This window comes from Kitasatospora sp. NPDC101155 (assembly GCF_044768305.1).
Classification (GTDB): Bacteria; Actinomycetota; Actinomycetes; order Streptomycetales; family Streptomycetaceae; genus Kitasatospora.
The window spans coordinates 41,015-64,569 of record NZ_JBIWPN010000033.1 but is presented as its reverse complement, the minus strand read 5'-3'; the positions used below and the strand labels follow the sequence as shown (position 1 = coordinate 64,569).

Annotated in this window: 24 protein-coding genes; 15 read left to right on the top strand and 9 right to left on the bottom strand. The window is 73.0% G+C overall.

The genetic code is table 11. From position 1 onward, the window contains the following. Positions 1–29: 29 nt before the first annotated feature. A complete protein-coding gene (locus ACIRYZ_RS33820; protein ID WP_402951825.1) occupies positions 30–950 on the top strand; it encodes a RimK family alpha-L-glutamate ligase in 921 nt (306 codons plus the stop codon). 43 nt (positions 951–993) lie between these two features. On the opposite strand, the gene ACIRYZ_RS33815 is transcribed toward ACIRYZ_RS33820, so the two are convergent. Then, positions 994–2,379, bottom strand: coding sequence for an NAD(P)/FAD-dependent oxidoreductase (locus ACIRYZ_RS33815; RefSeq protein ID WP_402951823.1), 1,386 nt, complete (start codon positions 2,377–2,379; stop codon positions 994–996). 744 nt (positions 2,380–3,123) lie between these two features. Between ACIRYZ_RS33815 and ACIRYZ_RS33810 the strand changes: the two genes are divergently transcribed. The 5 genes from ACIRYZ_RS33810 (at position 3,124) to ACIRYZ_RS33790 (ending at position 7,524) form a co-directional block, all read left to right on the top strand. Then, positions 3,124–4,659, top strand: coding sequence for a hypothetical protein (locus ACIRYZ_RS33810; protein ID WP_402951821.1), 1,536 nt, complete (start codon positions 3,124–3,126; stop codon positions 4,657–4,659). A 146-nt stretch (positions 4,660–4,805) separates the two neighbouring features. Beyond that, on the top strand, positions 4,806–5,402 hold the full coding sequence (locus ACIRYZ_RS33805; RefSeq protein WP_393039584.1) for a helix-turn-helix domain-containing protein: 597 nt from the start codon (positions 4,806–4,808) through the stop codon (positions 5,400–5,402). Positions 5,403–5,467: 65 nt separating this feature from the next. Then, positions 5,468–6,397: a signal peptidase I gene (gene lepB, locus ACIRYZ_RS33800; RefSeq protein WP_402951818.1), complete on the top strand. Its 930-nt coding sequence runs from the start codon at positions 5,468–5,470 to the stop codon at positions 6,395–6,397. 122 nt (positions 6,398–6,519) lie between these two features. After that, positions 6,520–6,768 carry a hypothetical protein gene (locus ACIRYZ_RS33795; protein ID WP_402951817.1) on the top strand — a complete coding sequence of 83 codons (249 nt, stop codon included), beginning with the start codon at positions 6,520–6,522 and terminating at the stop codon, positions 6,766–6,768. A 96-nt stretch (positions 6,769–6,864) separates the two neighbouring features. Then, positions 6,865–7,524, top strand: a complete 660-nt coding sequence (locus ACIRYZ_RS33790) for a zinc ribbon domain-containing protein (RefSeq protein WP_402951815.1) — start codon at positions 6,865–6,867, stop codon at positions 7,522–7,524. Positions 7,525–7,683: 159 nt separating this feature from the next. On the opposite strand, the gene ACIRYZ_RS33785 is transcribed toward ACIRYZ_RS33790, so the two are convergent. Beyond that, on the bottom strand, positions 7,684–9,321 hold the full coding sequence (locus ACIRYZ_RS33785) for an LCP family protein (RefSeq protein ID WP_402951813.1): 1,638 nt from the start codon (positions 9,319–9,321) through the stop codon (positions 7,684–7,686). Positions 9,322–9,540: 219 nt separating this feature from the next. On the opposite strand from ACIRYZ_RS33785, the gene ACIRYZ_RS33780 reads away from it, so the two are divergent. Both ACIRYZ_RS33780 and ACIRYZ_RS33775 read left to right on the top strand, forming a co-directional pair. Beyond that, positions 9,541–9,915 carry a hypothetical protein gene (locus ACIRYZ_RS33780; protein ID WP_402951812.1) on the top strand — a complete coding sequence of 125 codons (375 nt, stop codon included), beginning with the start codon at positions 9,541–9,543 and terminating at the stop codon, positions 9,913–9,915. 111 nt (positions 9,916–10,026) lie between these two features. Then, positions 10,027–11,229: a trans-sulfuration enzyme family protein gene (locus ACIRYZ_RS33775; protein ID WP_402951810.1), complete on the top strand. Its 1,203-nt coding sequence runs from the start codon at positions 10,027–10,029 to the stop codon at positions 11,227–11,229. Positions 11,230–11,433: 204 nt separating this feature from the next. On the opposite strand, the gene ACIRYZ_RS33770 is transcribed toward ACIRYZ_RS33775, so the two are convergent. Continuing rightward, positions 11,434–13,179, bottom strand: a complete 1,746-nt coding sequence (locus ACIRYZ_RS33770; RefSeq protein WP_402951808.1) for a SpoIIE family protein phosphatase — start codon at positions 13,177–13,179, stop codon at positions 11,434–11,436. Between the two features lie 185 nt (positions 13,180–13,364). Between ACIRYZ_RS33770 and ACIRYZ_RS33765 the strand changes: the two genes are divergently transcribed. Further along, positions 13,365–14,222 carry an SDR family NAD(P)-dependent oxidoreductase gene (locus ACIRYZ_RS33765; protein WP_402951806.1) on the top strand — a complete coding sequence of 286 codons (858 nt, stop codon included), beginning with the start codon at positions 13,365–13,367 and terminating at the stop codon, positions 14,220–14,222. A gap of 145 nt (positions 14,223–14,367) precedes the next feature. After that, the gene (locus tag ACIRYZ_RS33760) at positions 14,368–14,856 is read left to right on the top strand and encodes a winged helix-turn-helix transcriptional regulator (RefSeq protein ID WP_402951804.1); all 489 of its coding nucleotides are present in this window, start codon (positions 14,368–14,370) and stop codon (positions 14,854–14,856) included. A gap of 19 nt (positions 14,857–14,875) precedes the next feature. Here ACIRYZ_RS33760 and ACIRYZ_RS33755 read toward each other — a convergent pair whose 3' ends face one another. Continuing rightward, a complete protein-coding gene (locus tag ACIRYZ_RS33755; RefSeq protein WP_402951802.1) occupies positions 14,876–16,051 on the bottom strand; it encodes a S1 family peptidase in 1,176 nt (391 codons plus the stop codon). Between the two features lie 251 nt (positions 16,052–16,302). Here ACIRYZ_RS33755 and ACIRYZ_RS33750 point away from each other — a divergent pair, with 251 nt between their 5' ends. Both ACIRYZ_RS33750 and ACIRYZ_RS33745 read left to right on the top strand, forming a co-directional pair. Then, the gene (locus tag ACIRYZ_RS33750; protein WP_402951800.1) at positions 16,303–16,818 is read left to right on the top strand and encodes a hypothetical protein; all 516 of its coding nucleotides are present in this window, start codon (positions 16,303–16,305) and stop codon (positions 16,816–16,818) included. A gap of 321 nt (positions 16,819–17,139) precedes the next feature. After that, positions 17,140–17,919, top strand: coding sequence for a recombinase family protein (locus ACIRYZ_RS33745; RefSeq protein ID WP_402951799.1), 780 nt, complete (start codon positions 17,140–17,142; stop codon positions 17,917–17,919). Positions 17,920–18,021: 102 nt separating this feature from the next. On the opposite strand, the gene ACIRYZ_RS33740 is transcribed toward ACIRYZ_RS33745, so the two are convergent. The 4 genes from ACIRYZ_RS33740 to ACIRYZ_RS33725 all read right to left on the bottom strand — a co-directional run bounded on the left by ACIRYZ_RS33740 (position 18,022) and on the right by ACIRYZ_RS33725 (position 19,782). After that, positions 18,022–18,411 (bottom strand): DUF2267 domain-containing protein, encoded by a 390-nt coding sequence (locus ACIRYZ_RS33740; protein ID WP_402951797.1) that lies wholly within the window; start codon positions 18,409–18,411, stop codon positions 18,022–18,024. Positions 18,412–18,460: 49 nt separating this feature from the next. Then, a complete protein-coding gene (locus ACIRYZ_RS33735) occupies positions 18,461–18,865 on the bottom strand; it encodes a DUF2267 domain-containing protein (RefSeq protein WP_396251479.1) in 405 nt (134 codons plus the stop codon). A 60-nt stretch (positions 18,866–18,925) separates the two neighbouring features. Next, positions 18,926–19,219, bottom strand: a complete 294-nt coding sequence (locus tag ACIRYZ_RS33730; protein WP_402951795.1) for an STAS domain-containing protein — start codon at positions 19,217–19,219, stop codon at positions 18,926–18,928. Positions 19,220–19,347: 128 nt separating this feature from the next. Then, complete coding sequence (locus ACIRYZ_RS33725; RefSeq protein WP_402951794.1) at positions 19,348–19,782, bottom strand: Hsp20/alpha crystallin family protein; 435 nt, start codon at positions 19,780–19,782, stop codon at positions 19,348–19,350. Positions 19,783–19,895: 113 nt separating this feature from the next. Here ACIRYZ_RS33725 and ACIRYZ_RS33720 point away from each other — a divergent pair, with 113 nt between their 5' ends. From ACIRYZ_RS33720 to ACIRYZ_RS33710, 3 genes are all read left to right on the top strand, one after another. Continuing rightward, positions 19,896–20,066, top strand: a complete 171-nt coding sequence (locus ACIRYZ_RS33720) for a hypothetical protein (RefSeq protein ID WP_402951792.1) — start codon at positions 19,896–19,898, stop codon at positions 20,064–20,066. Then, positions 20,041–20,313 carry a hypothetical protein gene (locus ACIRYZ_RS33715; RefSeq protein ID WP_402951790.1) on the top strand — a complete coding sequence of 91 codons (273 nt, stop codon included), beginning with the start codon at positions 20,041–20,043 and terminating at the stop codon, positions 20,311–20,313. Before ACIRYZ_RS33720 ends, ACIRYZ_RS33715 begins: the two co-directional genes overlap by 26 nt. An 848-nt stretch (positions 20,314–21,161) precedes the next feature. After that, entirely contained in the window at positions 21,162–22,424 is a 1,263-nt protein-coding gene (locus ACIRYZ_RS33710) for a hypothetical protein (RefSeq protein WP_402951788.1), read from the top strand. Positions 22,425–22,492: 68 nt separating this feature from the next. On the opposite strand, the gene ACIRYZ_RS33705 is transcribed toward ACIRYZ_RS33710, so the two are convergent. Then, entirely contained in the window at positions 22,493–23,401 is a 909-nt protein-coding gene (locus ACIRYZ_RS33705) for a LysR family transcriptional regulator (protein WP_402951786.1), read from the bottom strand. Positions 23,402–23,555 lie beyond the last annotated feature (154 nt).

Below are 23,555 nucleotides of genomic sequence, written 5' to 3'. Positions count from 1 at the left end.
GACTGGACCGGGGCCTCTTCCATGGCCGTATGGGCCGATCCGAACTCGTTCTCCTGACCGATCACAGTTCGACCGAAGGAAGCCGCGACATCCTCGCCACCGCTGTACGGACACTGACCGGCCGCGCGCCCGTCCACCTCGACGCCCGGCACTTTATGGACGGCGGCAGCGGCCGGATGGACGCCGACGGCCCGGGCGGGCTCCGGCTCACGGCGGACGGACGGACCGTCACCGCCGAGGCGGTGGTCGTCTACGAGATCCCGCCGCACCGGCGCCGCGCCTTCGCCGACTGCCAGCGGCGGCTGCGCGCGTACGGCGCCCGCTCGCTCGGCACCGACCCCGAGGCGTGGCGGGCGGCCACCGAGAAGGACCGCACCGTCGCTCGCTTCGCCCGGGACGGCGTGCCGCAGATGCCCAGCGTGGTGCTCTCCCGGCCGAGCCCGGAGGTCGCCGCCGAGGCGTTCGAGCGGCTCGGCGGTGACGTCTGGGCCCGGCCCTGCGTGGGAATGGGCGGTGAGGACGTCTTCCATGTCACCACCCCGGCCCAACTCGCCGCCGCGGCACAGTACTACGCCGCGGCCGGGACGGACTGGCTGATCGCCCGCGACGCCCGGAACTTCCTGCCGGACGGCCGCCGCCACCAGTACCGCGTGGTGGTGCTGCACGGTCGGGTGGTCCGGGTGGCCGAGCATGTCCAGGCGGACCCGGACGCGCCCTGCAACGAGTGTCGCGGCGCGATCTCCAGCTTGTTGGAGGTTGATGAACTACCGGACGGACTGGCGAAGTTGGCGATCGCCGCGGCGGACTCGCTCGGCCTGGAGCTGGCGGGCGTCGACCTCGCCGCCGAGAGCGGCGGGGTGGTCTTCGAGGTCAACGTCCACCCGGCCTTCGGGCAGCGCGCCCTGGAGCAGGTCGCGCTGCCGTACGTCGCCGCGCACCTCACCCCGTGAGCGGCAGCGGCTCCGCGGCCGTCAGCCGCCAGCCTCGCGGTCGTCAGCTCCGCAGTACGGCGGCCAGCACCGACGGGCGGAAGAACAGCGAGGGCGGTGCCACCAGGGAGAGCACCTCGTGGAAGGCCTCGGTGACCTCCGGGTTGCGGGTCGCGCCGGCCAGCACCCGGTCCAGGAAGCGGTGCTGGATCCTGATCAGGGCGCCGGAGGGCCCGCCGGTGGTGGCGGCGAAGCGGACGTCCTCGGCGCAGGACATCATCCACGCGTTCTTGGACACCGCCGCGATCTCCCGCTGCGCGTCGCGCGCGGTGGCATGGCCGATGCCGCCGTGCCGCAGCGCGGTGCGGCGCAGCGCCTGGGCGCAGAACAGCGAGACCGTGACCCCCTGGCCGTACACCGGGTTGAAGGTGCTCGCGGCGTCGCCGACCACCACCAGGCCCTCCGGGCCGCCGCGCTCGTAGTGACGCCGTACGCCCGGGCCTGGCAGGAAGCCGCGCACCTCGCCCGCCGGTTCGGCGTCCCGCAGCGCGTCGCGCAGGCCCGGGTCGCGGAGTTGGGCCAGGTGCTTGGTGAAGCCCTCCTCGCCGGGCTCGGGTTCGGCGCCGCGCATCCCGGCCAGGCTGACGATCCAGCGGTCGCCCTCGACCGGCAGCAGCACGCCCATCCGCGGCTTGTCCGGTGCCTTGGTCTGCAGGTAGATCGCCTGGTAGCCGAGGTCGACCCCGGGCGGGCGGTGGAACAGCTGGGAGGTGTACGCCACGCCGGCGTCCACTCGTTCCTCGGGCACCGGGCGGCAGCCCAGTTCGGCGAGCCACTTCGGTACCGAGGTCGAGCGGCCGGACGCGTCGACCACCAACGCGGCCGGGATGTCCCGGACTTCACCGCGACCAGAGTTCTGCCCCGGGTCGCGCTCCGCGTCGCGTTCCGAGCCGCGCTTCGGCCCGCGCTCGCGGACCTTCACCCCGGTCACCGCCCCTGCCGAGCCCAGCAGCCCGACCACGTCGGTGCCCTCCAGGAACTCGATCGAGGGCTCGGTGCGGACCCGGTCCAGGATCAGCTTGTCCAGCACCGGCCGGGTGCAGGAGAGGAAGCCCAAGCGGGCTGGGTAGTCGGCCATCCACCCGGCCGAGCTGAGCCACTTCAGATCGCCCGAGACGGCGACCTGGTGCGCGCCCGCGGCCGACAGCTCCTGCTTGATGCCGGGCATCATCTCCTCCAACGCCCGGTGCCCGGCCTCCAGCACCAGGTGGGCGTGCCGCCCCTGTGGCACCCCGGCCCGGAACGTCGGCTCGTCCGGGTAGCGGTCCCGCTCCACCACGACGATCCGCTCGGCGCTGCCCCGCAGCGCCCAGGCCGCCACCACCCCGGCCAGACCGCCGCCGATCACCACCGCAGTGCCCCGCCCGGGGGCCGTCTCCGAAGAACTCATGACACGTAGCGTAGTGGTGTCCGAGGCGGGCCGTAGCCGCTTCACCAGGACGAACGTGCCGCTCCGGTCGGCCTGTTGAGGCCGCATCGGGCCGGCGGGAGCCGTGGAGTGCGGTAGTGCGGGCCGAAGTCGGACCAGCCCCCGGTCGTCGCGCGGCGTTCGGCGGTCGGACTCACGGGTGTTCCGGGTACGTCAGGGATTCGTCAGGGCGCCGGTGCGGTGCTTGCCCCGGTGGACCGGGGTGGGTTTGATGAGCCGTATGAACCGCCCGGTACGCCACCACGACCGTCCGCCGCGTGAGCGGCCGCCGGTTCGCGGCGCCGTGGCCGTCATCGCCGTGCGCTGATTCCGCGCCTCCCCGCCGGGGGGGGGAGTACGGCCCGCACCGCGCCCCGCCCTGCCGCCGTCCCGGCCCGGGCGGGGCCGGGCGCGTGAACTTCCGCGGCCCGAACGGGCTCCGCGAGGACCGGGGCCCGCGACGGCCGCCGATCCGCGAACACCGCGTAGGCCGGCCAGAGCTGACCGATCCACCGGCATCTCTCGCAGGGCTGACCCCGCCGGGCGCCGCGACGGCGCTAAGGAAGCGTCAAGATCGGCGCCAGGCGGTGTCAAGGAGGCGTCAGGAGGCGTCTCATCGCAGGCGGCGCGGCACTAGCCTCGCCCGGCGGAGAGAAACGGTTCTGCGTTCGGTTTCAGTAGGAAACCCCTGGCAGACCGTGCAGCGGGGGAAAGGGACGTACGGTCATGACCACCTCGACAGCGCACCGGGAGACCACCTCGGGGGAGACGGCCGACGAAGGGGGTGACGGCCCCGAACCGGCCGGACCGAGCGGCCTGCCCGGCACCCTGGCCCGGCTCGGCCAGGGCCTCCGGACGGTCGGCAGCCGGTCCTACTGGACCACCCCGCGCCTGGTCCGAGGCCTCACCGCGCTGAGCCTGGCCACCCTGATCGGCCTCGGCGCCACCGCCACCACCGTGCTCGGCGGCGTCCGTGACGGCACCGACACCATCGGCCACCGGGCCGCCCCGCAGGCCACCCGCGCCGCCGACCTCTACTTCGCGCTCAGCGACATGGACGCCCAGGCCGCGAACCTGCTGCTGGTCGGCGCGGACCCGGACTACGCGACGCTGCGCAAGCAGACCCTGGACACCTACGAGCAGCGCCGCACCCAGGCCGACGACGACCTCCAGCAGGCCGCCGAGGCCGCCACCGCCGATCCGGCCGGTCAGCGCGCCGTCCAGTTGGTGCTCGGCAAGCTCGGCAGCTACGAGGTCCTGGTGGCCCGCGCCCAACTGCTGGAGGAGCAGGCCAAGGCCCCGGCCGGCCAGCCCTCGCCGGCCGCCCTGGACGCCTACCGGCAGGCCACCGACCTGCTGCGCCAGCAGCTGCTGCCGGCCGCGGACCAGGTCACCGCCGCCAACCAGGCCACCGTCGACCGGGTGTACGGCGAGCAGCGCGACGCCATGGGCTCCGGCTGGTGGTGGGTGTTCGCGGTCGGTCTGCTCGCCCTCGCCGCGCTGGTCGGGCTCCAGCGCGCCCTGTTCGTGCGCTACCACCGGGTGTTCAACCCGGCGCTGGCCGCCGTCACCCTGCTGACCGGCATCGTCATGGCCGCCGGGCTGTACCTGGTGGGCCGCGCCGACGACCACCTGGTGACCGCGAAGAGCGACGCCTACGACTCGGTGATAGCGCTCAGCCGGGCCCGCGCCGTCGCGTACGACATGAACGCCGACGAGAGCCGGTACCTCACCGACCCGACCCGCGCGACGACGTACGCGCAGGCCTACCTCGACCAGAGCCAGGCGATCGTGCACCTGGACGGCGTGACCCTGGCGAGCTACGACGACCGGCTGCAGGAGGCCGTGACCCGGTACCGGTCGAACCACGGGAAGGTCCCCTTCGGCGGGTACCTGGGCAGCGAGCTGAACAACCTCACCTTCGCCGGCGAGCGGGACGCCGCCGAGCGGGTGCTGGGCGCCTTCCAGGACTACCAGCTGACCGACCACAAGATCCGTGACCTGCGCGACGAGGGCAAGCTCAAGGACGCGATCACGCTCAACACCGGGCTCGCCAAGGGCCAGTCCAACTACGAGTTCGAGCAACTGAGCACGGCCATGGGGGACACCATCACGATCAACCGACAGGCGATGGAGACGGCGGTCGCCGAGACCGACAGCGACCTCGACGGCACCACGGCGGCCCTGGCCGGCGGTGCGCTGGCGGTCGCGCTGGGCCTCGTCGCGCTGGGGATGCGGCCCCGGCTGCGCGAGTACCGCTGATCCGGAGCGCAGGGCCCGGTGACGATCCGCCGATCGCCACCGGGCCCTGCTGCGCTACGGACGGGCAGGGGCGTCCGGAAGCCGCGAGGGCGTGCCACGGTGTGCCGGATTGACAAACACCCTTGCCGTCCCGGCGAATGGCAGGCATGGCCGACGAAGAGTTCGAGAACGTCCTGACCACGGTGGGCCCCCGGCTACGGGCCCTGCGCCGGGAGCGCGGCACCACGCTCGCCAAGCTGTCCGCCGCGACCGGCATTTCGCTCAGCACGCTGTCCCGGCTGGAGTCCGGGCAGCGCAAGCCGACCCTGGAGCTGCTACTGCCGCTGGCCCGGGAGTACCGGGTGCCGCTGGACGAACTGGTCGGCGCCCCGGCCACCGGCGACCCCCGGATCCATCCGCGCCCGGTGACCAGGAACGGCCAGACGATCGTCCCGCTCACCCGCCACCTCGGTGGTCTGCACGCGTACAAGCACGTCGTGCCGCCGGGGCGGAACACCGGGCCCGGGCTGGAGTTGAAGGTCCACGAGGGCTACGAGTGGCTGTACGTGCTGTCCGGGCGGCTGCGGCTGGTGCTCGGCCCGCACGACCTGGTCCTGACGGCCGGTGAGGCCGCCGAGTTCGACACCCGCACCCCGCACGCCTTCGGCAACGCCGGTTCGCAGCCGGTGGAGTTCCTCAGCCTGTTCGGTCCCCAGGGTGAGCGTATCCATGTCAGGGCGCGCCCGGGAACCTCTGTTCGGTAGGTTCGTTCCCTGACAGGGGGTTCCCGCTTCGGGCTCCCGCCAGGCCGTCGGGAGGGGCCGAGTAAATGAGTGTGGAGCAGAGCACGGAGTCCGGCGAGAGCGGTGGAACGAAGGAGCAGGCGGAGCCGGACGACGGGGCCGGGCAGGCCGGGGCGGCCGGGGCCGGCGAGGTGGCGGAGGCCGGGACGGGCGACGCGGAGCAGGGCGCGAAGCCCGCGCGCAAGAAGCGCCCGTTCTGGCAGGAGCTGCCCATCCTGCTGGTGATCGCCCTGCTGCTCTCGCTCGGCATCAAGACCTTCTTCGTGCAGGCCTTCTCCATCCCCTCCGGTTCGATGGAGAACACCCTGCACATCGGGGACCGGGTGCTGGTCGACAAGCTCACCCCGTGGTTCGGCGCCGAGCCGGAGCGCGGCGAGGTGGTGGTCTTCCGCGATCCGGGCGGCTGGCTGGAGGGCACGTCGACGCAGGACGACGGCTTCACAGGCACCGTTCAGAAGGTGCTGAGCACCGTCGGCCTGATGCCCTCGGCGGACGAGAAGGACCTGATCAAGCGGGTCATCGCGGTCGGCGGGGACACCGTCGAGTGCAACGCGGGCAGCCCGGTGAAGGTGAACGGCGTCGCGCTGGACGAGCCGTACCTGTTCCCCGGGGCGACGCCCTGCGACAACGACCCGGTCGGCACCGTCACCGTGCCCAAGGGCAAGCTCTGGGTGATGGGCGACCACCGCAACAACTCGCGGGACTCCCGTCCGCACCACAACGAGACCGGGGACGGCTTCGTGCCGGTGGGCAACGTCGTCGGCCGGGCCTTCGTGGTGGCGTGGCCGATCGCCGACTGGTCCACCCTGCCCGTCCCGGACACCTTCGGCAAGGTGCCCTCCGGGGCCGCGGCCGCCCCGGTGGAGGCGCCTCCGGCGCCGGCCGCGCTCGCCTTCGCGGGTGTCGTCCCGATCGCGCTGTGGCGGCGCCGGCGGTCGCGCCGGGCCGCCCGCTGAGACGACGTACGGGCTTCGCCGGAACTCCGCCCGCGGTGCTCTACACGGCTGTAGAGTTCCGGCGATGGGCCGCCGCCCCGGTCGCGGCCGCAGCCGGGTCGGGCGGGTCGGGAGGCGGAACCGTGGTGGAGAGTCGGCGAAGCCCCGCACCGGCCGTGGAACCGGCCGACGCCGAGGTCCGGTGGGTGTACCAGCCGGTCGAGGTCGACCTCGGCGACGGCACCTGGGCGCCCGGCCGGATCAGCGGCTGGTGGCGGGACCCGACGGGGCGGCAGTGGTGCCGACTGCGGGTCAGCCACAGCGGTCAGCCCGCCGGTTGGCGGCTGTTCGAGCCCGAGCGGATGCTGCTGCTGCCGGTCTCCGGATTGTGAGGCTCCGGTGGGGAGTTCTTGGCGGAACCGTTCGAAGACCCCTGTCGTCCCTGGCATCGACCGCCGAACAGGCCACTTTCAGCAACCGGGGACGACGTGAGTTCCGAGATCTACTTCAGCAACAACTACCGCGACCTGTGCGAGCAGTACGGAACGGGCGCCGGCTTCCAGTTCGAGTTCTCCTGCTACCGCTGCTCCGACACCTGGCGCTCGCCGTTCGAACGGTTCACCACCGGCCAGGTGGCGGGCTGGATAGGCAAGGGCGTCAGCGCCGCCTGGAACCTCATCGGCGGCAACGCCAACACCATCAGCGACGCCGCCGACGGCCTGGCCGGCCAGACCTGGGGCACCTCGCGCGACGCCGCCTTCCAGCGCGCGATCGACAACGCCCAGACCCACTTCAACCGTTGCGGCCGGTGCACCCACTACGTCTGCGGCCGCTGCTTCGACCCGGCCCAGGGCCTGTGCTTCAACTGCGCACCGGACACGGCGGCCGAGGCGCTGGCGGCGCAGCGGCGCGGCCTCAACGACATGGTGTCGGACCGGGCGTACCAGGCCGGGCAGCAGTCCGGGGCGGAGTTCGACGTGCGGACGCCGCGGCAGTTGGTCTGCCCGCAGTGCCAGACCGAGACGCACGGCACGGCGTTCTGCCCGGGCTGCGGGTTCAAGCTGGCGCAGCCCGTCCAGTGCGCGCAGTGCCACAAGGACGTGCCGGAGGGCGCCGCGTTCTGCCCGTCCTGCGGGACCAGGCGCTGAGCCCTCCCCGAGTGCGACGGGCGGGGTGACCCCCGGCCGAAACGGGCGGGGGGGGGCCGGGCGGGGGGGGGGGGGGGGGCCCCCCGGCCCCACCGGGGGGGGGCCCCGGGGGCGTGGGGGCCGGGGGCCCCCCCGCCGTCGTTCTTGCGGCCGTGCGGCTCAGCCGTAGGAGATGTTGGCGCAGGGGTCGTCGTCCGCCGAGCGGGCGGTGCCGCTGACGCTGCTGGGCAGCGGGGCCGGGGCGCCGGGGTTCGCGCCGGGCGCGGAGGCGGCGGCGGCCGGGTTGGCGGCGGCGAAGTCGTGGCCGAGCACCACGCTCAGGCCCTTGCCGCCGGGCTGGACGGTCGCGCCCGGGAAGAGCTTGGCGACCTCCTCGGCGGCGGTGTGCTCGCCGGTGCCGTACTCGACCACGGTGGTGCTGCGGGCCTTTCCGGCGGCGTTGCCGACGGTGGTCACGGTGTAGCCGGCGCCCTTGACGGTCTCGGCCGCCTTGCCGCCGAGGCCGGACTCCCCGGTGCTGTTGAGCACGGCGACCTTGATGTCGGCGTTCTTGGGGTTCGCGGTGGCGGTCGGGGTCGCCTCGGCGGCCGGGGTGCTGGGGGCGGCGGTGTCGGGGGCGTCCGGGCGCTGGGCGCTGGCGTCCTGGCCGTCGATGGTGCGGTCGGCCTTGAGCGCCGCCCAGAGCTGGTCGACGTCGGGGTGGACCAGGGCGACCCGCGGGCCCTCGTAGCGCCACGGCGCGGTGATGAACTTGATGTCGTGCAGGTTCACGTCCTTGAGCGACATGGCGAAGGACATCAGCTTGGCCGCCGAGCCGAGGTCGGGGTCGACGGTCAGCGACTTGGTCGCCGCGTCGGCCAGCGGCAGCAGGGTGGTCGGGTCCATGCCCTGCGACTTGACCTGCTTGATGAGCGAGGAGAGGAAGGCCTGCTGGCGCTTGGTGCGGCCGATGTCGGAGCCGTCGCCGATGCCGTGGCGGACCCGGACGAAGTCCAGCGCGGACTGGCCCTCGACCTTCTGCTTGCCCTTGGCGAAGATCAGCTTGCCCTTGTGGCCGAGGTTGGGATTGAGGTCGCCCTCGTAGATGTCGTTCGGCAGGCAGACGTCGACGCCGCCGACCGCCTTGGTCATGGTGGCGAAGCCGTTGAAGTCCACCACGATGGTGTGGTCGACCCGCAGGTTGGTGAGTTTCTCGATGGCGTTCTGGGTGCAGGCCGGGTTGCCCTGCTCGGTGTCGCCCACCGCGAAGGCGCTGTTGAACATCACATTGCTCTGCTCCTTGGTCCACTTGCCGTTGGGGAGCTTGCACGGCGGGATGTTGACCAGGGAGTCGCGGGGGATCGAGATGCCGACGGCGTGCTTGTGGTCGGCGTAGACGTGCAGCAGGATCGCGGTGTCCGAGCGGGCGCCCGCGTCCCCGCCGCCGCCCAGGTCGCTGTTGCCGTTGCCGCGGCTGTCCGAGCCGATCATCAGGACGTTCACCGGGGTGCGGCCCTGGGCGTCCGGGGCGGCGGCCTCCGGGCGGTCCTTGCTGACGGCGTCGCGGTCGAAGGTGGTGATGTTGCTGTTCAGGTGGTAGTAGAGGGCGCCGCCGCCGACCAGCAGGAGGCTGGTGCAGCCGGCGGTGACCCAGAGCACCTTCTGCTTGGTGCTGCGTTTCGGCTTGGGCTTCGCCCGGCTGGTGGGACGGTCGTCCGGTATGCCCTTGTCCGGTGCGGTCTTTCGGCCTGCGGCCCGACGTCCGCCGGGGCGGTGCGGTGAATTCTCGGCTTCGGGGGAACCCCTGCGACCCGACACGGCGTCATCCTCCACAGTTGCCACGGAACCCCCGTCGAAGCGGTGGAATTCGCGTGGCCCGGGGTCGGAGCCGATCCGGGCAGGCCCGTCGCTAAACTTTTACACCGCTGTAAAACTTCAGAGGAGCATACTAAGCGTAGATGAGAAAATCACTGGTCAGACCGTGAGGGCTGGTCGGTTGTGACTCATCTCGCTGCTCCGAACCGTACGAGGAGCACGATGACACACCGGATCGCACGTTCGATAGCCGGTGCCCTGGTGGCACTGCTCGCGGCAGCGGGCCTGAGCGCCGCGGCGTCGAGCGCGACGGCGGTGGCCGCACCCCGGACCGTCGCGGCGGGCACCGCCACGGGCGCCGCGGCCGTCGCGGGGGGACCGGTTTCCGCGGGCGCCGTCCAGGACGTCCGGTCCGCAGCGGCCGCGCCCGCCTCCGCCGCCCGCCTCGCGGCCAAGCAGGAGAAGAAGAAGTCGGGATTCCTTGCCAAGCTCGGCAAGTTCGTGCTGGTCGTGATCATCTTGATCATCCTGTTCGTCATCCTGCTGATCTGGGGCGTCATCCACCTGGTGAAGCGGATCTTCCGCCGCAGCCGGTGACCCGCTGAGCGCAAGTGGCCCGGCCCGGGCGTCCGTTCCGGCGCCCGGACCGGGCCACTGGGCCGTGATTGGCCCTGTCCCGGCCGGGCCGGAGCGGCTCAGGATGGCGGCATGAGCGACTTCCACCTGAACCCCGACGCGCTGCGCCCCGAGAGCCGGATCGTCCACCCGCCGCTCGCCGAGTCCGTCGGCAGCCGTCCGATGGGCATCCCGCTGCACCAGAGCCACTTGTTCGCCTTCGACACCAGCGACGAGCTCGTGCGGGCCTTCGCCGGACCGGGCGAGGCGTTCTTCTACAACCGCTTCGGCAACCCGACCGTCCGCTCGCTGGAGACGGCCGTCGCCGACCTCGAAGGCGGCGCCGCCGCCGTCGCCACCGCCTCCGGCATGGGCGCGATCAACACCGTGCTGCTCGCCCTGCTGCGCTCCGGGGACCACGTGGTCGCCCAGCGGAGTCTGTACGGCGGTACCTTCGCGATGCTGGCCGACCTCGCCCAGCGGTGGGGTGTCGAGGTGACCCACGTGGCGGGCGACGACCCGGGCGACGTCGAGGCCGCCCTGCGGCCCAACACCCGGCTGCTGCACCTGGAGACGGTCTCCAACCCGACCACCCGGGTCACGGACCTGCCGGGGCTGATCGGAGTCGCCAGGCGGGCGGGGGTGGTGAGTGTGGTGGACAACACCTTCGCGACCCCGCTGCTGTGCCGGCCGATCGAGCACGGCGCGGACGTGGTGATCCACTCGGCCACCAAGTACCTGGGCGGGCACTCGGACGTCCTGGCCGGGATCGCCGTCTTCGCCGACGCCGAACTGCACCGGAAGGTCTGGCAGTTCGCGACCGAACTCGGCGCCAGCGCCGACCCGTTCGCCGCCTGGCTGACCCTGCGCGGCCTGCAGACCCTCGCCCTGCGGGTCCGCCGCCACTGCGACACCGCCCTCGACCTGGCCACCCGCCTGGCCGCCCACCCGGCGGTCTCCGCCGTCCACTACCCGGGCCTGCCCACCCACCCCGACCACGACCTCGCCCGCCGCCTCCTCCCGGCCGGCCACGGCGGCGTCCTCGCCTTCGACCTGTCCGGCGGCCGGGAGGCGGCCCGCACCTTCACCGAGTCGGTGCGGCTGGCCTCCCTGGCGCCCTCGCTCGGCGGTGTCCACAGCCTGGTGCTGCACCCGGCCAGCACCTCGCACCGGCAGCTCTCCGACGACGAGTTGGCGGCGGCGGGCATCGGAGCGGGGACGGTACGCGTCTCGGTGGGCATCGAACACCCGGAGGACTTGTGGGCGGACGTGGAGCAGGCGCTGGCGAAGCTGTGAGGGGCGCCGGCCGACGGTCGCCGGTGCGGCGACCGCGCTCGGCGTGACGGGAGTTCGGCTCCGGGGGTGGCGCCCGCACCGTGGCCCGCGCCCGGAACCCGCGTCCTGCCGCCGGAGGCCGACCGCACGGTGATCACCCACAGCCCGACGATCGCGGCCGTCCTGCTCGACCACCCCCCGGGCCGGGGTCCTCGTGCTTCTGGGTCAGCGGACCTTGGGCCGGGCCGCGAGCAGCGCGATGTCGTCCTCGGCGGCGGGCGCCGGGGGCGGGGCGAGGGCGTGCAGGACGGCGTCGAGCAGGTCGTCGAGTTCGCCGGTGGAGGGGAGCCGGAGGGCGGCGAGACGTTCCAGCGAGGCGTCGATGTCCTCGCCGCGGCGTTCGACCAGGCCGTCGGTGTAGAGGAGCAGGGTCTGGCCGGGGATGAGCGGGCGGGTGGTCTGCTCGTAGCCGCCGAGGCCGGTACCGAGCGGCGGGCCGGTGGGGACGTGCAGCAGCTCGGTGGGGCGGTCCGGGGTGACCAGGGCGGGCGGCAGGTGACCGGCGCTGGAGAGCGTCCAGCGGCCGCGGCCCGGGTCGGCCAGGACCAGCAGGCAGGTCGCCGGGCGGGCGGAGTCGTTGGTGGAGATGACGTTGTCGAGCTGGCGCAGGATGCGGTGCGGGGGCAGGTCCATGCCGGCGAGGTCGCGCAGCGCCGAGCGGTAGTTGCTCATGTCGACGGCGGCCTCGACGCCGTGCCCCATCACGTCGCCCATGGCGAGCAGGGTGCGGCCGAAGGGCAGCCGGACCGTCTCGTACCAGTCGCCGCCGACGACGCTGGCGCTGCCGGAGGGCAGGTAGCGGAAGGCGAGGGAGAGGTTCTGGTGCGGGTTGCCGGGCTCGCTCAGCAGGGCGTGCTGCAGCTCCAGGGCGATGCCCTGGGAATGGGTGTAGCGGCGGGCGTTCTCGATGGCGAGGGCGGCGCGCGCGGCGAGGTCGCCGAGCAGGGCGGCCTCGTCGGAGGTGAAGGCCGGGGAGGCGGAGGTCCGGCCGAGGGTGAGCAGTCCGACGACGTGGCCGCGGGCGGCGAGCGGTAGGACGAGCAGGGAGACGGTTCCGGCCGGGCAGGCGTCCTCGGGCCCGGGCTCGGTGAGCACGGACACTCCGCCCGCCAGGCTGCGGGCGCCGGCCGAGCCCTGGCGGTGGCGGACGGACTCGCCGGGGCGGGCCAGCTCGGCGAGGGCGCCCGCCACCGCGGGCACGGCCCGTACGGCGGCGCGGTGCAGCCGCTGGCCGCTGCCGCCGCCGGGGCGGGCGGGTTGGGCCTCGGACGGCAGGACGTCGACGGTGGCGAGGTCGGCGAGGCCGGGGACGGCGAAGGCGGCGAGTTCGGCGCAGGTGGTGTCGATGTCGAGGGTGGTGCCGATCTGCTCGGCGGCGGCGTCGAGCAGGGTGAGCCGGGCGCGGGCCTGTTCGAGTTCGCGCAGCTGCTCGCGGGCCGGGCCGGGGTCGTCCAGGACGAGGACGATCACCCCGGTGGTGCGCCCGGCGTGCCGCAGCGGGCGGTAACGCACCCGCAGTCCGGGCGGGACGGGCGCACCGGCGCCCTGGGGGCCGCCGGTGACCTGCTCGCGGTCGTGCCCGTCGGCGAGCACGCGGCGCAGGGTGGCAGTGGCGCCCGCGAACGCGGTGGTCTCGGCGGTGCGGCCGAGCAGATCGGCGCGGCACAGTCCGGTGACGGTGGTGAAGGCGGGGTTGAGGTACTGCCAGCGCAGCCGCTCGTCGAGCAGGGCGATGCCGACCGGGGCGGCGGCGAGCACGTCGCGCAGCAGGTCCGGGTCGTCGTCCCGATGGTCGCTGTCGGTGCTCGCGCCGAGGCTCGCGGCGAGGGCCGCCGCGGTCGCCGCCAGGGACCGGGCGTCCGGTGTCGTTGGACGGGGGCCCTCTGCGCGGTTTCCGTGCCGGAAGTGCATAGGCCCATGATCACGCGTCGGCGCGCGACGCGCCCACAACTGGGTGAAACCTTGACCGCCCGGAGGCGGCGTTGCAGCGAGGCGGCGTCGGTTGCGTGCACGCGCACGCAGTTATAGAGTGCGTGCACACGCACACAGTTGCCTCGAATCCGGGCACCGCCCGGAAGTCAGAAGGAGAGACCCGCATGGAAAGCACCCGGATCGTCCTGATCACCGGAACCTCCTCCGGGATCGGCCTCGCCGCCGCCGTGGCCGCCGCCCGCGCCGGGTGCCGGGTGGTCGCCACCATGCGCGACACCGGACGGGCCGGGAACCTGCTCCGCGCGGCGGAGGAGGCGGGCGTCGCCGGGCGGGTCGAGGTCGAGCGGCTGGACGTCACCGACCCGGTCTCCGTCGCCGACTGCCTGGCGACCGTCCTCGACCGGTACGGGCGGCTGGACGCGGTGGTCAACAACGCGGGCGCGGGCTTCGTCGGCACCGTCGAGCAGGACGGGCTCGCGCCGGTGCGCGCCGCCATGGAGGTCAACTACTTCGGCGTGGTCGAGGTGACCCGGGCCGCGCTGCCGCACCTGCGGGCCAGCGGCGGCCGGGTGGTCACCGTGACCAGTGTCGGCGGCGTGGTCGGCCAGCCGTTCAACGAGGCCTACTGCGCGGCCAAGTTCGCCGTCGAGGGCTTCATGGAGTCGCTGGCTCCCGTCGCGGCCACCGTCGGCGTCGCCGTCACCGTCGTCGAACCGGGCGCGGTGGCCAGCGAGTTCATCGGAAACCAGGACCTCGACGTGCCCGCGCTGATCGCCGCCGCCGGCCCGTACGGCCCGGCCCTGCGGGCGTACGTCGACCGGACGTTGAAGGCCTTCGGCGGCGCCCAGACCCCCGAGGAGGCGGCCGCGCCGATCGTCGCCGCGCTCACCGCGGAGCGGCCGCCGTTCCGGGTGCAGACCTCCGAGACGGCCCGGGCCTTCGTGGGTGCCAAGCTGGCGGACGCGGACGGCTCGGCGGTGCAGGCGATGACGGGCGGCTGGCTGGCGGCCGACGGCGCCTGACGCTGCGTCGGCGCGAGGGCGGGTCCGCGCGCTGGTCGCCGGATGATCACCGGTCATACTCGGGCGGCGGCGTCCGGCACCCGGACACCGCGGGTCGTGCCAGGCCGTCAGCGGCAGACCGTCGGCAGCAGACCGGAGGAACCGGATGAGCCCCCACCGGCCGACCAGTCGCCCGGCGGCCGGGGCACCCGGGGTGCCGCGGAACCGGCAGCGGCTGCGCAGCAACAACGAGTGGCTGCTGCTGGAGCTGCTGCGCACCGGCGGCGGCTCCTCGCGCGCCCAACTCGCCCGGGACGCGGGGCTGTCCAAGCCCACCGTCTCGGCCGCGCCGGCCGAGCTGGAGCGGGCCGGGCTGGTCCGCGGGGCCGGGCTGCTGTCCCCGGAGCGGGGCCGTACCGCCGTGCTGTCCGCGGTCCTGGCCCCGGACCCGGTGGTGCTCGGCGGCGGCATCGGCAGCAGTGCGGACCTGCTCCTGGAGCCGCTGGAGCAGGCCCTGCACAAGCTCTCCCCGATGCGTCCGGCGCTCGCACCGAGCCTCCTGGGGGAGGAAGCGGCGCTCCTCGGCGCGGTCTCCACGGCGCTGGAGACCGCCCGCCCCGAGGTGTTCGAGTGCCGGACGGCGGGGCTGCGCTGACGATCGGTGGGCCTTTTCGTCAGCCGGTGGCCAGGGTCAGGCCGTAGGTGCTGAGGATCGGGTTGACCGGCTGGAAGTAGGTCTCACCGCCCGAGGTGCAGTCGCCGGAGCCGCCCGAGGTCACGCCCTGGGCCTGGTCGCCCGAGATGAACGACCCGCCGGAGTCGCCCGGTTCGGCGCAGACGTTGGTACGGGTCAGGCCGTAGACGCTGCCCTCCTGGTAGTTGACGGTGGCGTTCTGCTCCTCGACGGTGCCGCAGTGCCAGCCGGTGGTGGAGCCGGAGCGGCAGACCGAGCCGCCGATCGTCTGCTCGCTCGAACCGGCCACCGTCACGGCGCCGCCCGCGTAGTCGTTCACCTGCGGTTGGGCGGTCCAGTCCGGGCCGGCCGCGACCCAGGAGTAGTCGTTGCCGGGGAAGGTCGAGCCCTGGAAGGTGCCGATCGAACTGCCGTCGGAGGCCGTGGCGTTGGAGCCGGGCTGACCGCAGTGGCCGGCGCTGACGAAGCCGGGCTGGCCGCCCTGGGTGACCGGGAAGCCGATCGAGCAGCGGGCGGCGTTGTCGATGTAGTAGGCGTCCCCGCCGCGCAGGTCGGCGAGCGGCCTGGGTGCGGCGGCGGCCCGCTCGACCCGGACCAGTGAGCGGTCCACGCCGGACTGGCTGAGGAAGGCCCCGGTGCGGGCGTCGTCGGCGGACCGCACCACGACGGCGTTGTCCCGGACGTCCACGTACCAGAGCGGGGTGGCCTCGGGTATGGCGGCCGCGGAGGCCCGGTCGAGCGCGTCCTTGGCCCGGTTCAGGGCCGTGAGTGTGTGTCGGACGACGGTGGCCCGGCCGCCGTGGGCGGTGATGGCCCGGGCAGCGGAGGCGTCCGTGGTGGCGACCACGAGGTCGGCCTGCGGCCCGTCCACCCAGGCACCGGCCCAGCGGTCGCCGAGCACCCGGGTGAGCGCGCTCCGGACCTCGGCGGCCCGGCTCTCGCGGGCGAGCCGGTCGGCGGCGGCCTGCGGGGCGAGGCCGAGGTCGTGCTGCATCGCGTGCAGCAGGGCGGGCGGGGCGGTGGCCGTCCGGGTGGGGGCGGCGGCCAGGGCCGCGGCTATGGACGGGTCGTCAGCGGGGGCGCTGACGGCGGGGGCCGCGGTGAGCGCGACGGTCGCGAAGGCGGCGGCGACCGCGAGCGCGCGGAATCGGAGCATGGGGGATCTCCTCGTTCGGCGTGGGGGTTGCCGGAACCGTAGCGATCCGCGCTTGGTGGCCGGAACATGTCAGAAAGCCCCGCGCCTCGGCGCTATACCCCTTGGGGTGGGGGTGGCGGCTCGGGGAGTGGTTGCGCTCGGTAGTCGAAATGTCTCGATCTGCCAACGAGTGGGGAAACCGTGCGCGTGGCGTGTTCGAGGTCTGCTTGAATCGCACGCCTCATCCAAACGGAACGGAGCGTTCTCCTCCCATGCCTTCACGGATACCCGGCCGTCGCCGGGCGGCCGGCCTGGCCGGATTCGCCGGACTCGTCCTCACCGTCGGTCTGACGCTGACCGGTTGCGGCCCTTCGGCGGCCGACGGCGGAGCCAAGGCCTCGTCCGCGCCGACCGCCTCGACCGCGCCGAGCGTCGCGTCCGCGCCGACCTCGGCCGCGTCCGCGGCTCCGGCGCCGCCGGTGGCCACCGCCTCGGCCGCACCCGACCCGGCGCCCACCTCGACCGCCGCCCCGCCCACCCATCCGCAGTCGGCTCCACCCAAGGCGCCGCAGCCGAAGGTGACCACCGCGCAGCCGCCGACCGACCCGGAGCCGCAGCACACCGCGGCGGCGGACGGTGCGCAGTGCGAGCTCCGCTCCAACGCGGGCAACTGCTACGCGGCCGGGCAGTTCTGCCGCAACGACGACCTGGGCAAGAGCACCCACGACGCCGGCGGGCGGGTGATCTACTGCCGGATGGTCAGCGGCAGGCCGCACTGGCAGGCGTGAGCCGACGGCCGTCCTCGACGGGCCCTACCGGCTGAGGGCGTCCCAGAACAGGTGCTCGTAGGCCTGGAGCAGCAGACCGTACTCCCGGGCGGTGGCCAGGGTCCGCCCGTCCAGTGCGTCGGGACCGAGGGCGTCGGTGGCCTGCTGCTCCAGTTCGGCCGCGGGCTGCGCGAAGAAGTCGAAGAACGCGCAGGCCTCGTCGGAGAACCCGTAGCGGTGGCGAAGGGCGTGGGCGACGGTGGCGCAGTAGCCGCCCCAGAGCGCGTAGTCAGGTGTCCGTCTCTGGATGCGGACGCGCTCCGCTGATCGGAGTGTGGGGCCATGGCGAGCAAGGTGAAGTACCTGGAACTTCTCCTTCGGAAGTCCCAGGTGGTCCGGGGAGCCACCACGCGGGACATCTTGTCCTTGAAGTCCCAGGAGAGCCAGGGGCGGGCCTGGGGCAAGCGGAACGGTTACACGATCCGCCGCGTCTTCCGGGAGAACCTGTCTGCTTACAAGGCCGGGGTCAAGCGTCCGGATTTCGACGAGGCGGTGCAGGCGCTTCTCGACGGCGAGTCGGACTGCTTGTGGGTCTATGACTCCTCGCGGTACAGCCGCAAGGGTGCGGGCGACGTGCTGAAGGTCCTCGACAGGCCGGGGAGGAGGCTGTACTTCTACCTCAACCGGCTGGATACCGAGGTCCCCGCTGACCGCATGCGCATTGTCGCCGAGGCGGAGCAGGCTCGTGAGTACAGCCGACTGCTGTCGGAGAAGGTCAGAGACACCAAGCGCGTTCCGCCGGAGCCGTTTCCCGTTGCCGGCATGACTTGGTGTGCAGGTGGCGGGATCGACATGGAGAAGGGGCACCGGGCCAACTCGACCTCGCACTCCTTCCGCTGTGGCCACGAACTTTCAGGCATCGAATGCCCCGAACCTGTCACCATCCAGCGTCCAGGGGTTCTGCGGTCGACTTCGCCGTGCAGGTGGAGGGCCTGGGCGGTGCCTCGGATGGTCGCGGTGGTGATCCGCAGCAGTGGCGCGGCGACACCGGTGTTCTCGAAGCGTGTGCCGTGCCGGGGGGACACGGGGGCTCCCTTCCGGCCGGGGAAAGGGTGTCCGTAGACGAGCCTGTCCCAAGACCGGTGGCCTCGTCCAAGAGGCCGCGCCGCCGAAAGCGAAGGCCCGGTCCGGCGTTGATCCCGCGCTCGCGGGCCGGATTCCGCTTCAGGCGACGGCGGCCAGGTCCGCACGGCCGAACAGCAGAGCGTAGCCGCGGGGCAGGTGGGCGAGGAGGCGGTCGGTGAGGTGGTCGTCGGTGAGGGTGGTCAGGACGGAGGAGGCGTCCCAACGGGCGGCGGTGAGGCTGGTGCCCAGGGTGTGGGCGAGGGTTTCGACGAAGGCGGGGGCGGTGACGGGGTGGGGCAGGGGCATCTGGGCGGCGAGGACGGCGCGGGCCCGCTCGGGCAGGGCGGCGGCGAGGTCGCAGCGTTCGTCGCCGGTGAGCTGGGAGCCGAGGAGGGCCAGGACGGCGGTGAGGACGCGTTCGGCTTCCTCGTCGCTCGGGTAGCGGCCGCTGGTGCGGACCTGCTGGAGGAGGAGGCGGTAGCGGGTCATGGCGGGCGGCCTTCCGGGGTGGGGCCGCGCGGTCGGCGCGGCGGCGGAGTCAGGGGCGGTGGCCGGCTCGGGGGCGGCCGAAGAGGAGGTCGTAGCCGGGCGGGAGCTGGAACAGGACGCGGTCCATGAGCTGGTCGCCGGCGGCGTCGGCGACGGTGGACAGGACGGCGCCGATGTCCCACAGGGCGGTGGTCTCGGTGGCGCCCTCGATCCAGGCCGCGGTGGCGCGCACGAACCGCTCGGGATCGAGCGGTTCGGCGGCCTGAAGGGGGTTGAGCAGGATCAGGGCCATGGTCTCGGGTAGGCGGGCCGCCAGCTCCGCGCGGACCTGGCCCACGAGGTGGGCGCCGAGCAGGGCCAGCACGACGCGGGCGGCGCGGTCGGCCTCTTCGGGTGTGTCGTATTCGCCGCGTTCTTGGACCTGGTCCAAGAACGCCTCCCATCGAAGTGTCACCGCGGGTCCTCCTTGTGGGTGAGGAGCGGACGGGGCCCGGGCGTCGCCTGAGTGGTGCGGTCAGAGGGTTGTGGCCAGGCGGCCGGTAAGGCCGGTGAGGCGGAGGAGCCTGGCGACGGGGTGGGCGATCCCGTGCAGGACCAGGCGCGCGCCGGTGCGGTCGGCCAGGTTGCGGGCTTGGACGAGGGTGCCCAGGCCCGCGCAGTCCATGAACGTCACCTCCGACAGGTCGAGCACCACCTCGCGGTGCTCGACCAGCGCGCGGGCCAGCTTCCGGCGCAGGTGCGGCGCGGTGGCGAGGTCGATCTCGCCGCGCGCCCGCACCGTGAACGCAACTGGGCCCTGGTCCTGCACGGGGCTGCTCGCTGTCCGGTCGGCCCGCGCGCGGCGGGCGGGCTCGGGGAGTGACGGTGGCGGGGGTGTCCCGCGCCGCCCCGTCGGGGGGATGTTCGGGGCGGCGCGGGACGGCATCGGGGGCCGGGTCAGGCCTGGATCTGCTTGCGGGTACCGCTGTGGCCGACGGCGACCTTGCGGGGCTTGGCCTTCTCCGCCACCGGGATCTTGAGGGTCAGCACGCCCGCGTCGTAGTCGGCGGTGATGCCCTCGGGGTCGAGGGTGTCGGAGAGCATGACCTGGCGCGAGAAGATGCCCAGCGGGCGCTCGGACAGCTCCCACTTCACGTCCTCGCCCTGGTGGCGCGGCCGGCGCTCGGCCTTGACGGTCACCATGTTCCGCTCGACGTCGATGTCGATCGCCTCCGGGTCCACCCCGGGCAGGTCGAAGCAGATCACGTACTCCTCGCCCGCGCGGTACGCGTCCAGCGGCATCGGCGTGGGACGGGACCACGTGCCGCTCGTACCGAAGAACTGCTGGGTCAGACGGTCCAGTTCGCGGAACGGGTCGGTGCGCAACAGCATCGCGAAACACCTCCAAGTGGGATCAAAGGGTGCCAGTGCGCTTTCACCTGAAACCGTTCTAGCACGTCATCCATCCGATGACAAACCCAATTCGTCATCGATAGAGTGACAACATGCGCGAGAAGCCCCCGAAGCCCGCCACCAAGCCCGCCGACCTCATAGAGCCCCTCGCCGCCGTCCGCCCCCACCTCGGCACCAGCCAGCATGACCTCGCCACCCGCCTCGACGCCCTCACCCACCACACCACCCAGCTCCGCGATGACAGCAACCGACGCCGCGCCTGACCCCGTCGCCGCCGCCGAGAAGCGCTGGCAGGACCTCCTCGACCGGATCCACGACCTCGAAGCACGAGTCGCCGCCACCACGAGCACCGTCAACGCCGCCCTCGACACCCACCTCGCCCGGCTCGACGCCCTGCGCCACCACCTCGCCCAACGCACCTGGCTCATGCCCGGCCCCAGCTCTGAGCCGGAGACACCCGGCCGGCCCGCAGACATGACCCGGAGCTACTCCGTCGTCCGGGACCGCTGACACTTTCCACAGTCGCCGAGCTGCGTCACCAACTTCGTGCGCCGCCCAGCGGCAAGCGGCATCGCGTCCGGGTGTGCCCGACACTCGTAGGTGCGCGGGATGGCGTCCAGGTGGCAACGCGTACCGCAGAGCTGGGCGACACGGGCCCCAGCTGCCACGTACGCGAGTGAGATGTCCTTCTCGGCGTCGGCCTTGAGAACGCGATCGCGCGGCTCCGCGTGTCCGGAGCCGTGTCGAGGATCGGCGGAACCCACGCGCTCCATTGGGTCGAGCAACTGGGGAGGGTCCTCTCCCCAGAGAGGGCGGAACCTGTCTTGGCGGCACGCCGCAGTCGGTTCTGGGCGGGAAGGTCGGCGGCGCGGTAGCTCATCGCGACGAAGGTGACCTTGCCGATCTTCGAGACTGTCAGGCCTGTGCGCGGCCCGGAGCGTCCGCCTGGCGCAGGCTGGCCGACCTCCAGGGCCCGGTAAAAGTCCACTTCGGACGGTGGTCTGTCGCCCCCGGTGTACCCGTCGCGTTCGATGGCATTGCGCAGGACCCGAACGCCGATTCCGAGGTTCTGGCGCACCGTGGAATCGAGCTGCCTGTCTTGCTGTCTGACAGGTTCGCGGGTCGATCATGCGACGCCCGATGGTGCGGCGTCAAGGTCCGATTCACGTCCTGTTCCGCCGGCGAGGAGCATCAGTGCTCTGCGATCGCGTGCCGTCGGCTCCGTCGCATTCGCTCGTGCACGGACCTCATGGGGTGACAAGTCCACAAGTGATCGGATTTGATCGTACGGCTCTCGCAGGGCAGGCTCGGTGCCGCACAGTGGCGGAACCGCCACGGTCCGGCACGGAGGGAGCCGCATGTCCGGGACCGAGCACAGCAAGCCAACGGCACACGTCGTCGTCGGGTACACCCCGCAGGACGGTTTCGTCGCCGTCCAACTCAACCCGCCCCCAGCGGAATACGTATGGCACGACCGGCAGGCCGAGCACCACCAGGAACGGTTCGGGCCTGGTAATGGCTACCAACAGTGGCTCGCCGTCGACGCCGCCACCGGCGCGGTGTGGTTCGGGGACACCGACTGGCGGACCCGGGGTGAGGACGCCACCTCCTGGCTCCCGGGACACCGCCGGGCAACGGTCGGCGAGGGCGCGCTGCCGTCCCCGGCCGTGTTCGCGATCCTGCTCACCCACCGCGCCGTCGACGACCGGGACTCCGAGACCTGGCGGTTCTTCAAGGCCGAGGAGCTCCACGCCCTGGCTCGACGGACACTGCCCCTGGTTCAGCGGGTGATCGGCTCGCTGCACCGGGTGGGTCCGGACGCGGACCTGGAATGGTCCGCCGAAGCCGCCACGGCATGGGTCGATCTCGAACAGGCCTGCCGGTACACGCTCGACGCCGGGGGAGCGGTGGCCTGGGCTGAACCCCGGATGAGCCCGGTTCCCGCCTGGCGGGTCGAAGTGGCGGACTTCCTCGACCGGAATCCCGAGCTGTGCGACCCGGCGTGGGCGACCGCCACCGACGCCGAACTGGACGGGTACGCCGCGTACGAACCCGATTCCGGTTACGCCGGCGTTCCGGGACGGATGTGCGCCCCGGCGGGCGTCCGGATCGAGGAGGGCTACACCTTCTACGGTCACCGTGCGGCCCTGTACGCCTACCGCGCGGCCGCCTGTGGCGACCGCGCCCCGGTCGAAGCCGGGCTCTGGTTGCGGACGAGCGATGCCGGACGGAGCAGCTGGGAGGGCGCGAAGGTCGTGGGAGCGAGTCTCGCCGACGCCCCCGACTGCGTGTTGGACCACCTCGCCGAGACGTTCCGCAGCGCTGCGGCCGACGACGGCGTCGTCCTCACCGGCCTGACGGCCTACCTGCGGCAGCAGCGGGCCGAGGAAAGGGCGGCGGTCGACGACACGCTGGCCGCCAGCGGGGAGGAACTGAAGCGCCTGGAGGAGTTGCTGAAGGAGGTCCGCCTGGTCCGGAACACCGTCCTGACCCGGGTCCTCAGCTGGACCGACGGGCGGGACGACGAGGTGATCGCCGGTCTCGCGGCGATGTCCCCCGTCGCCGTGGCCGAGTGGCGCGAGCGGCTCACCGCCGACCGGAGTGTCCGAGCGGAGGCGTGAGAGGTTGCCCGGAAGGCCGGCCCGCGGGCGGGCCGGCGACGCTCCGAACCGTCAGGTGTTGCCGCCGCTCATGAGAGGGCGGCCAGTGCCTGCGCGGCGAGCATCCGTTCCAGAGCCAGGAGGGCGCGCGGGGCGTGCCGGGTGTCGATGCGGACCGTGTAGATGAAGCGCGTCAGCTCCGGGTCGGCGAGGGGGCGCGCGACGACCTGGGTGCTCCCCGGGGGGAGGGCCAGGCGCGGCATGACGGCGACACACAGGCCGGCGGCCACGAAGCCGAGCACGGTGTTGAAGTCGTCGCCGTCGTATTCCAGGCGGGCCTGGAAGCCCGGGGTCTTGGCCATCTGAGCGAGCAGTTCCAGGCGCAACGCGGCCTCCGGAGCTGCGATCCACGTCTCGGACGCGAGGCCGGCCAGGTCGATGACGTCCCGGCCGGCGAGGTGGTGGTCGGCCGGGACCACCGCTACGACCGGGTCCCGTGCGACCAGCGTTCGGCGCAGCGCCCGGGGCGGTGGCATCGGGATGAAGTCGTAGTCGTAACTGAGGGCCAGGTCCATGTCTCCCCGCTTGAGCCGGCTGTAGCCGGCCTCGGGCTCCACTTGGGAGAGGCTGACCTGCACATCGGGATAGGTCGCGTGAAGCTCTGCCAGCGCCTGCGGGACGATGCCGGCGGCGGCGGAGGCGAAGGCGCCGAGCCTGATCCGTCCGGCAGTGCCCGCACGCATGGCGTCGAGTTCCACGGACGCCGCCGCCAGTGCGCTTCGGACGCGCTGTTCGGCGTCGAGGAGGACCATGCCGGCCGGGGTGGCGCGTACGGGGCGGCGCTCGATCAGGATGAGGCCGGCGCGGCGTTCGAGTTCGGCGATCTGTTGCGAGACGGCGGGCGCGCTGTAGCCCAGCTCGCGTGCGGCGGCGTTGAAGGAGCGGTGGCGGACCACTGCTTCGAGGGTGGCGAGCAACCGGGGGTCGAGTCTCTGCACGGAGTTAAGGCTCACTTATCTGTCGCGAAGATGTCTTTTCTTGTGCTTAAGCATGAACGGCAGCAGGATTCTTGCTCGCGGCCCGAATGCGCAAGCCTCCGCCCCCGGGTCCGTGCCACACCATCTCCCTCGTCGGGCGCGTTCGTGCGCCGGG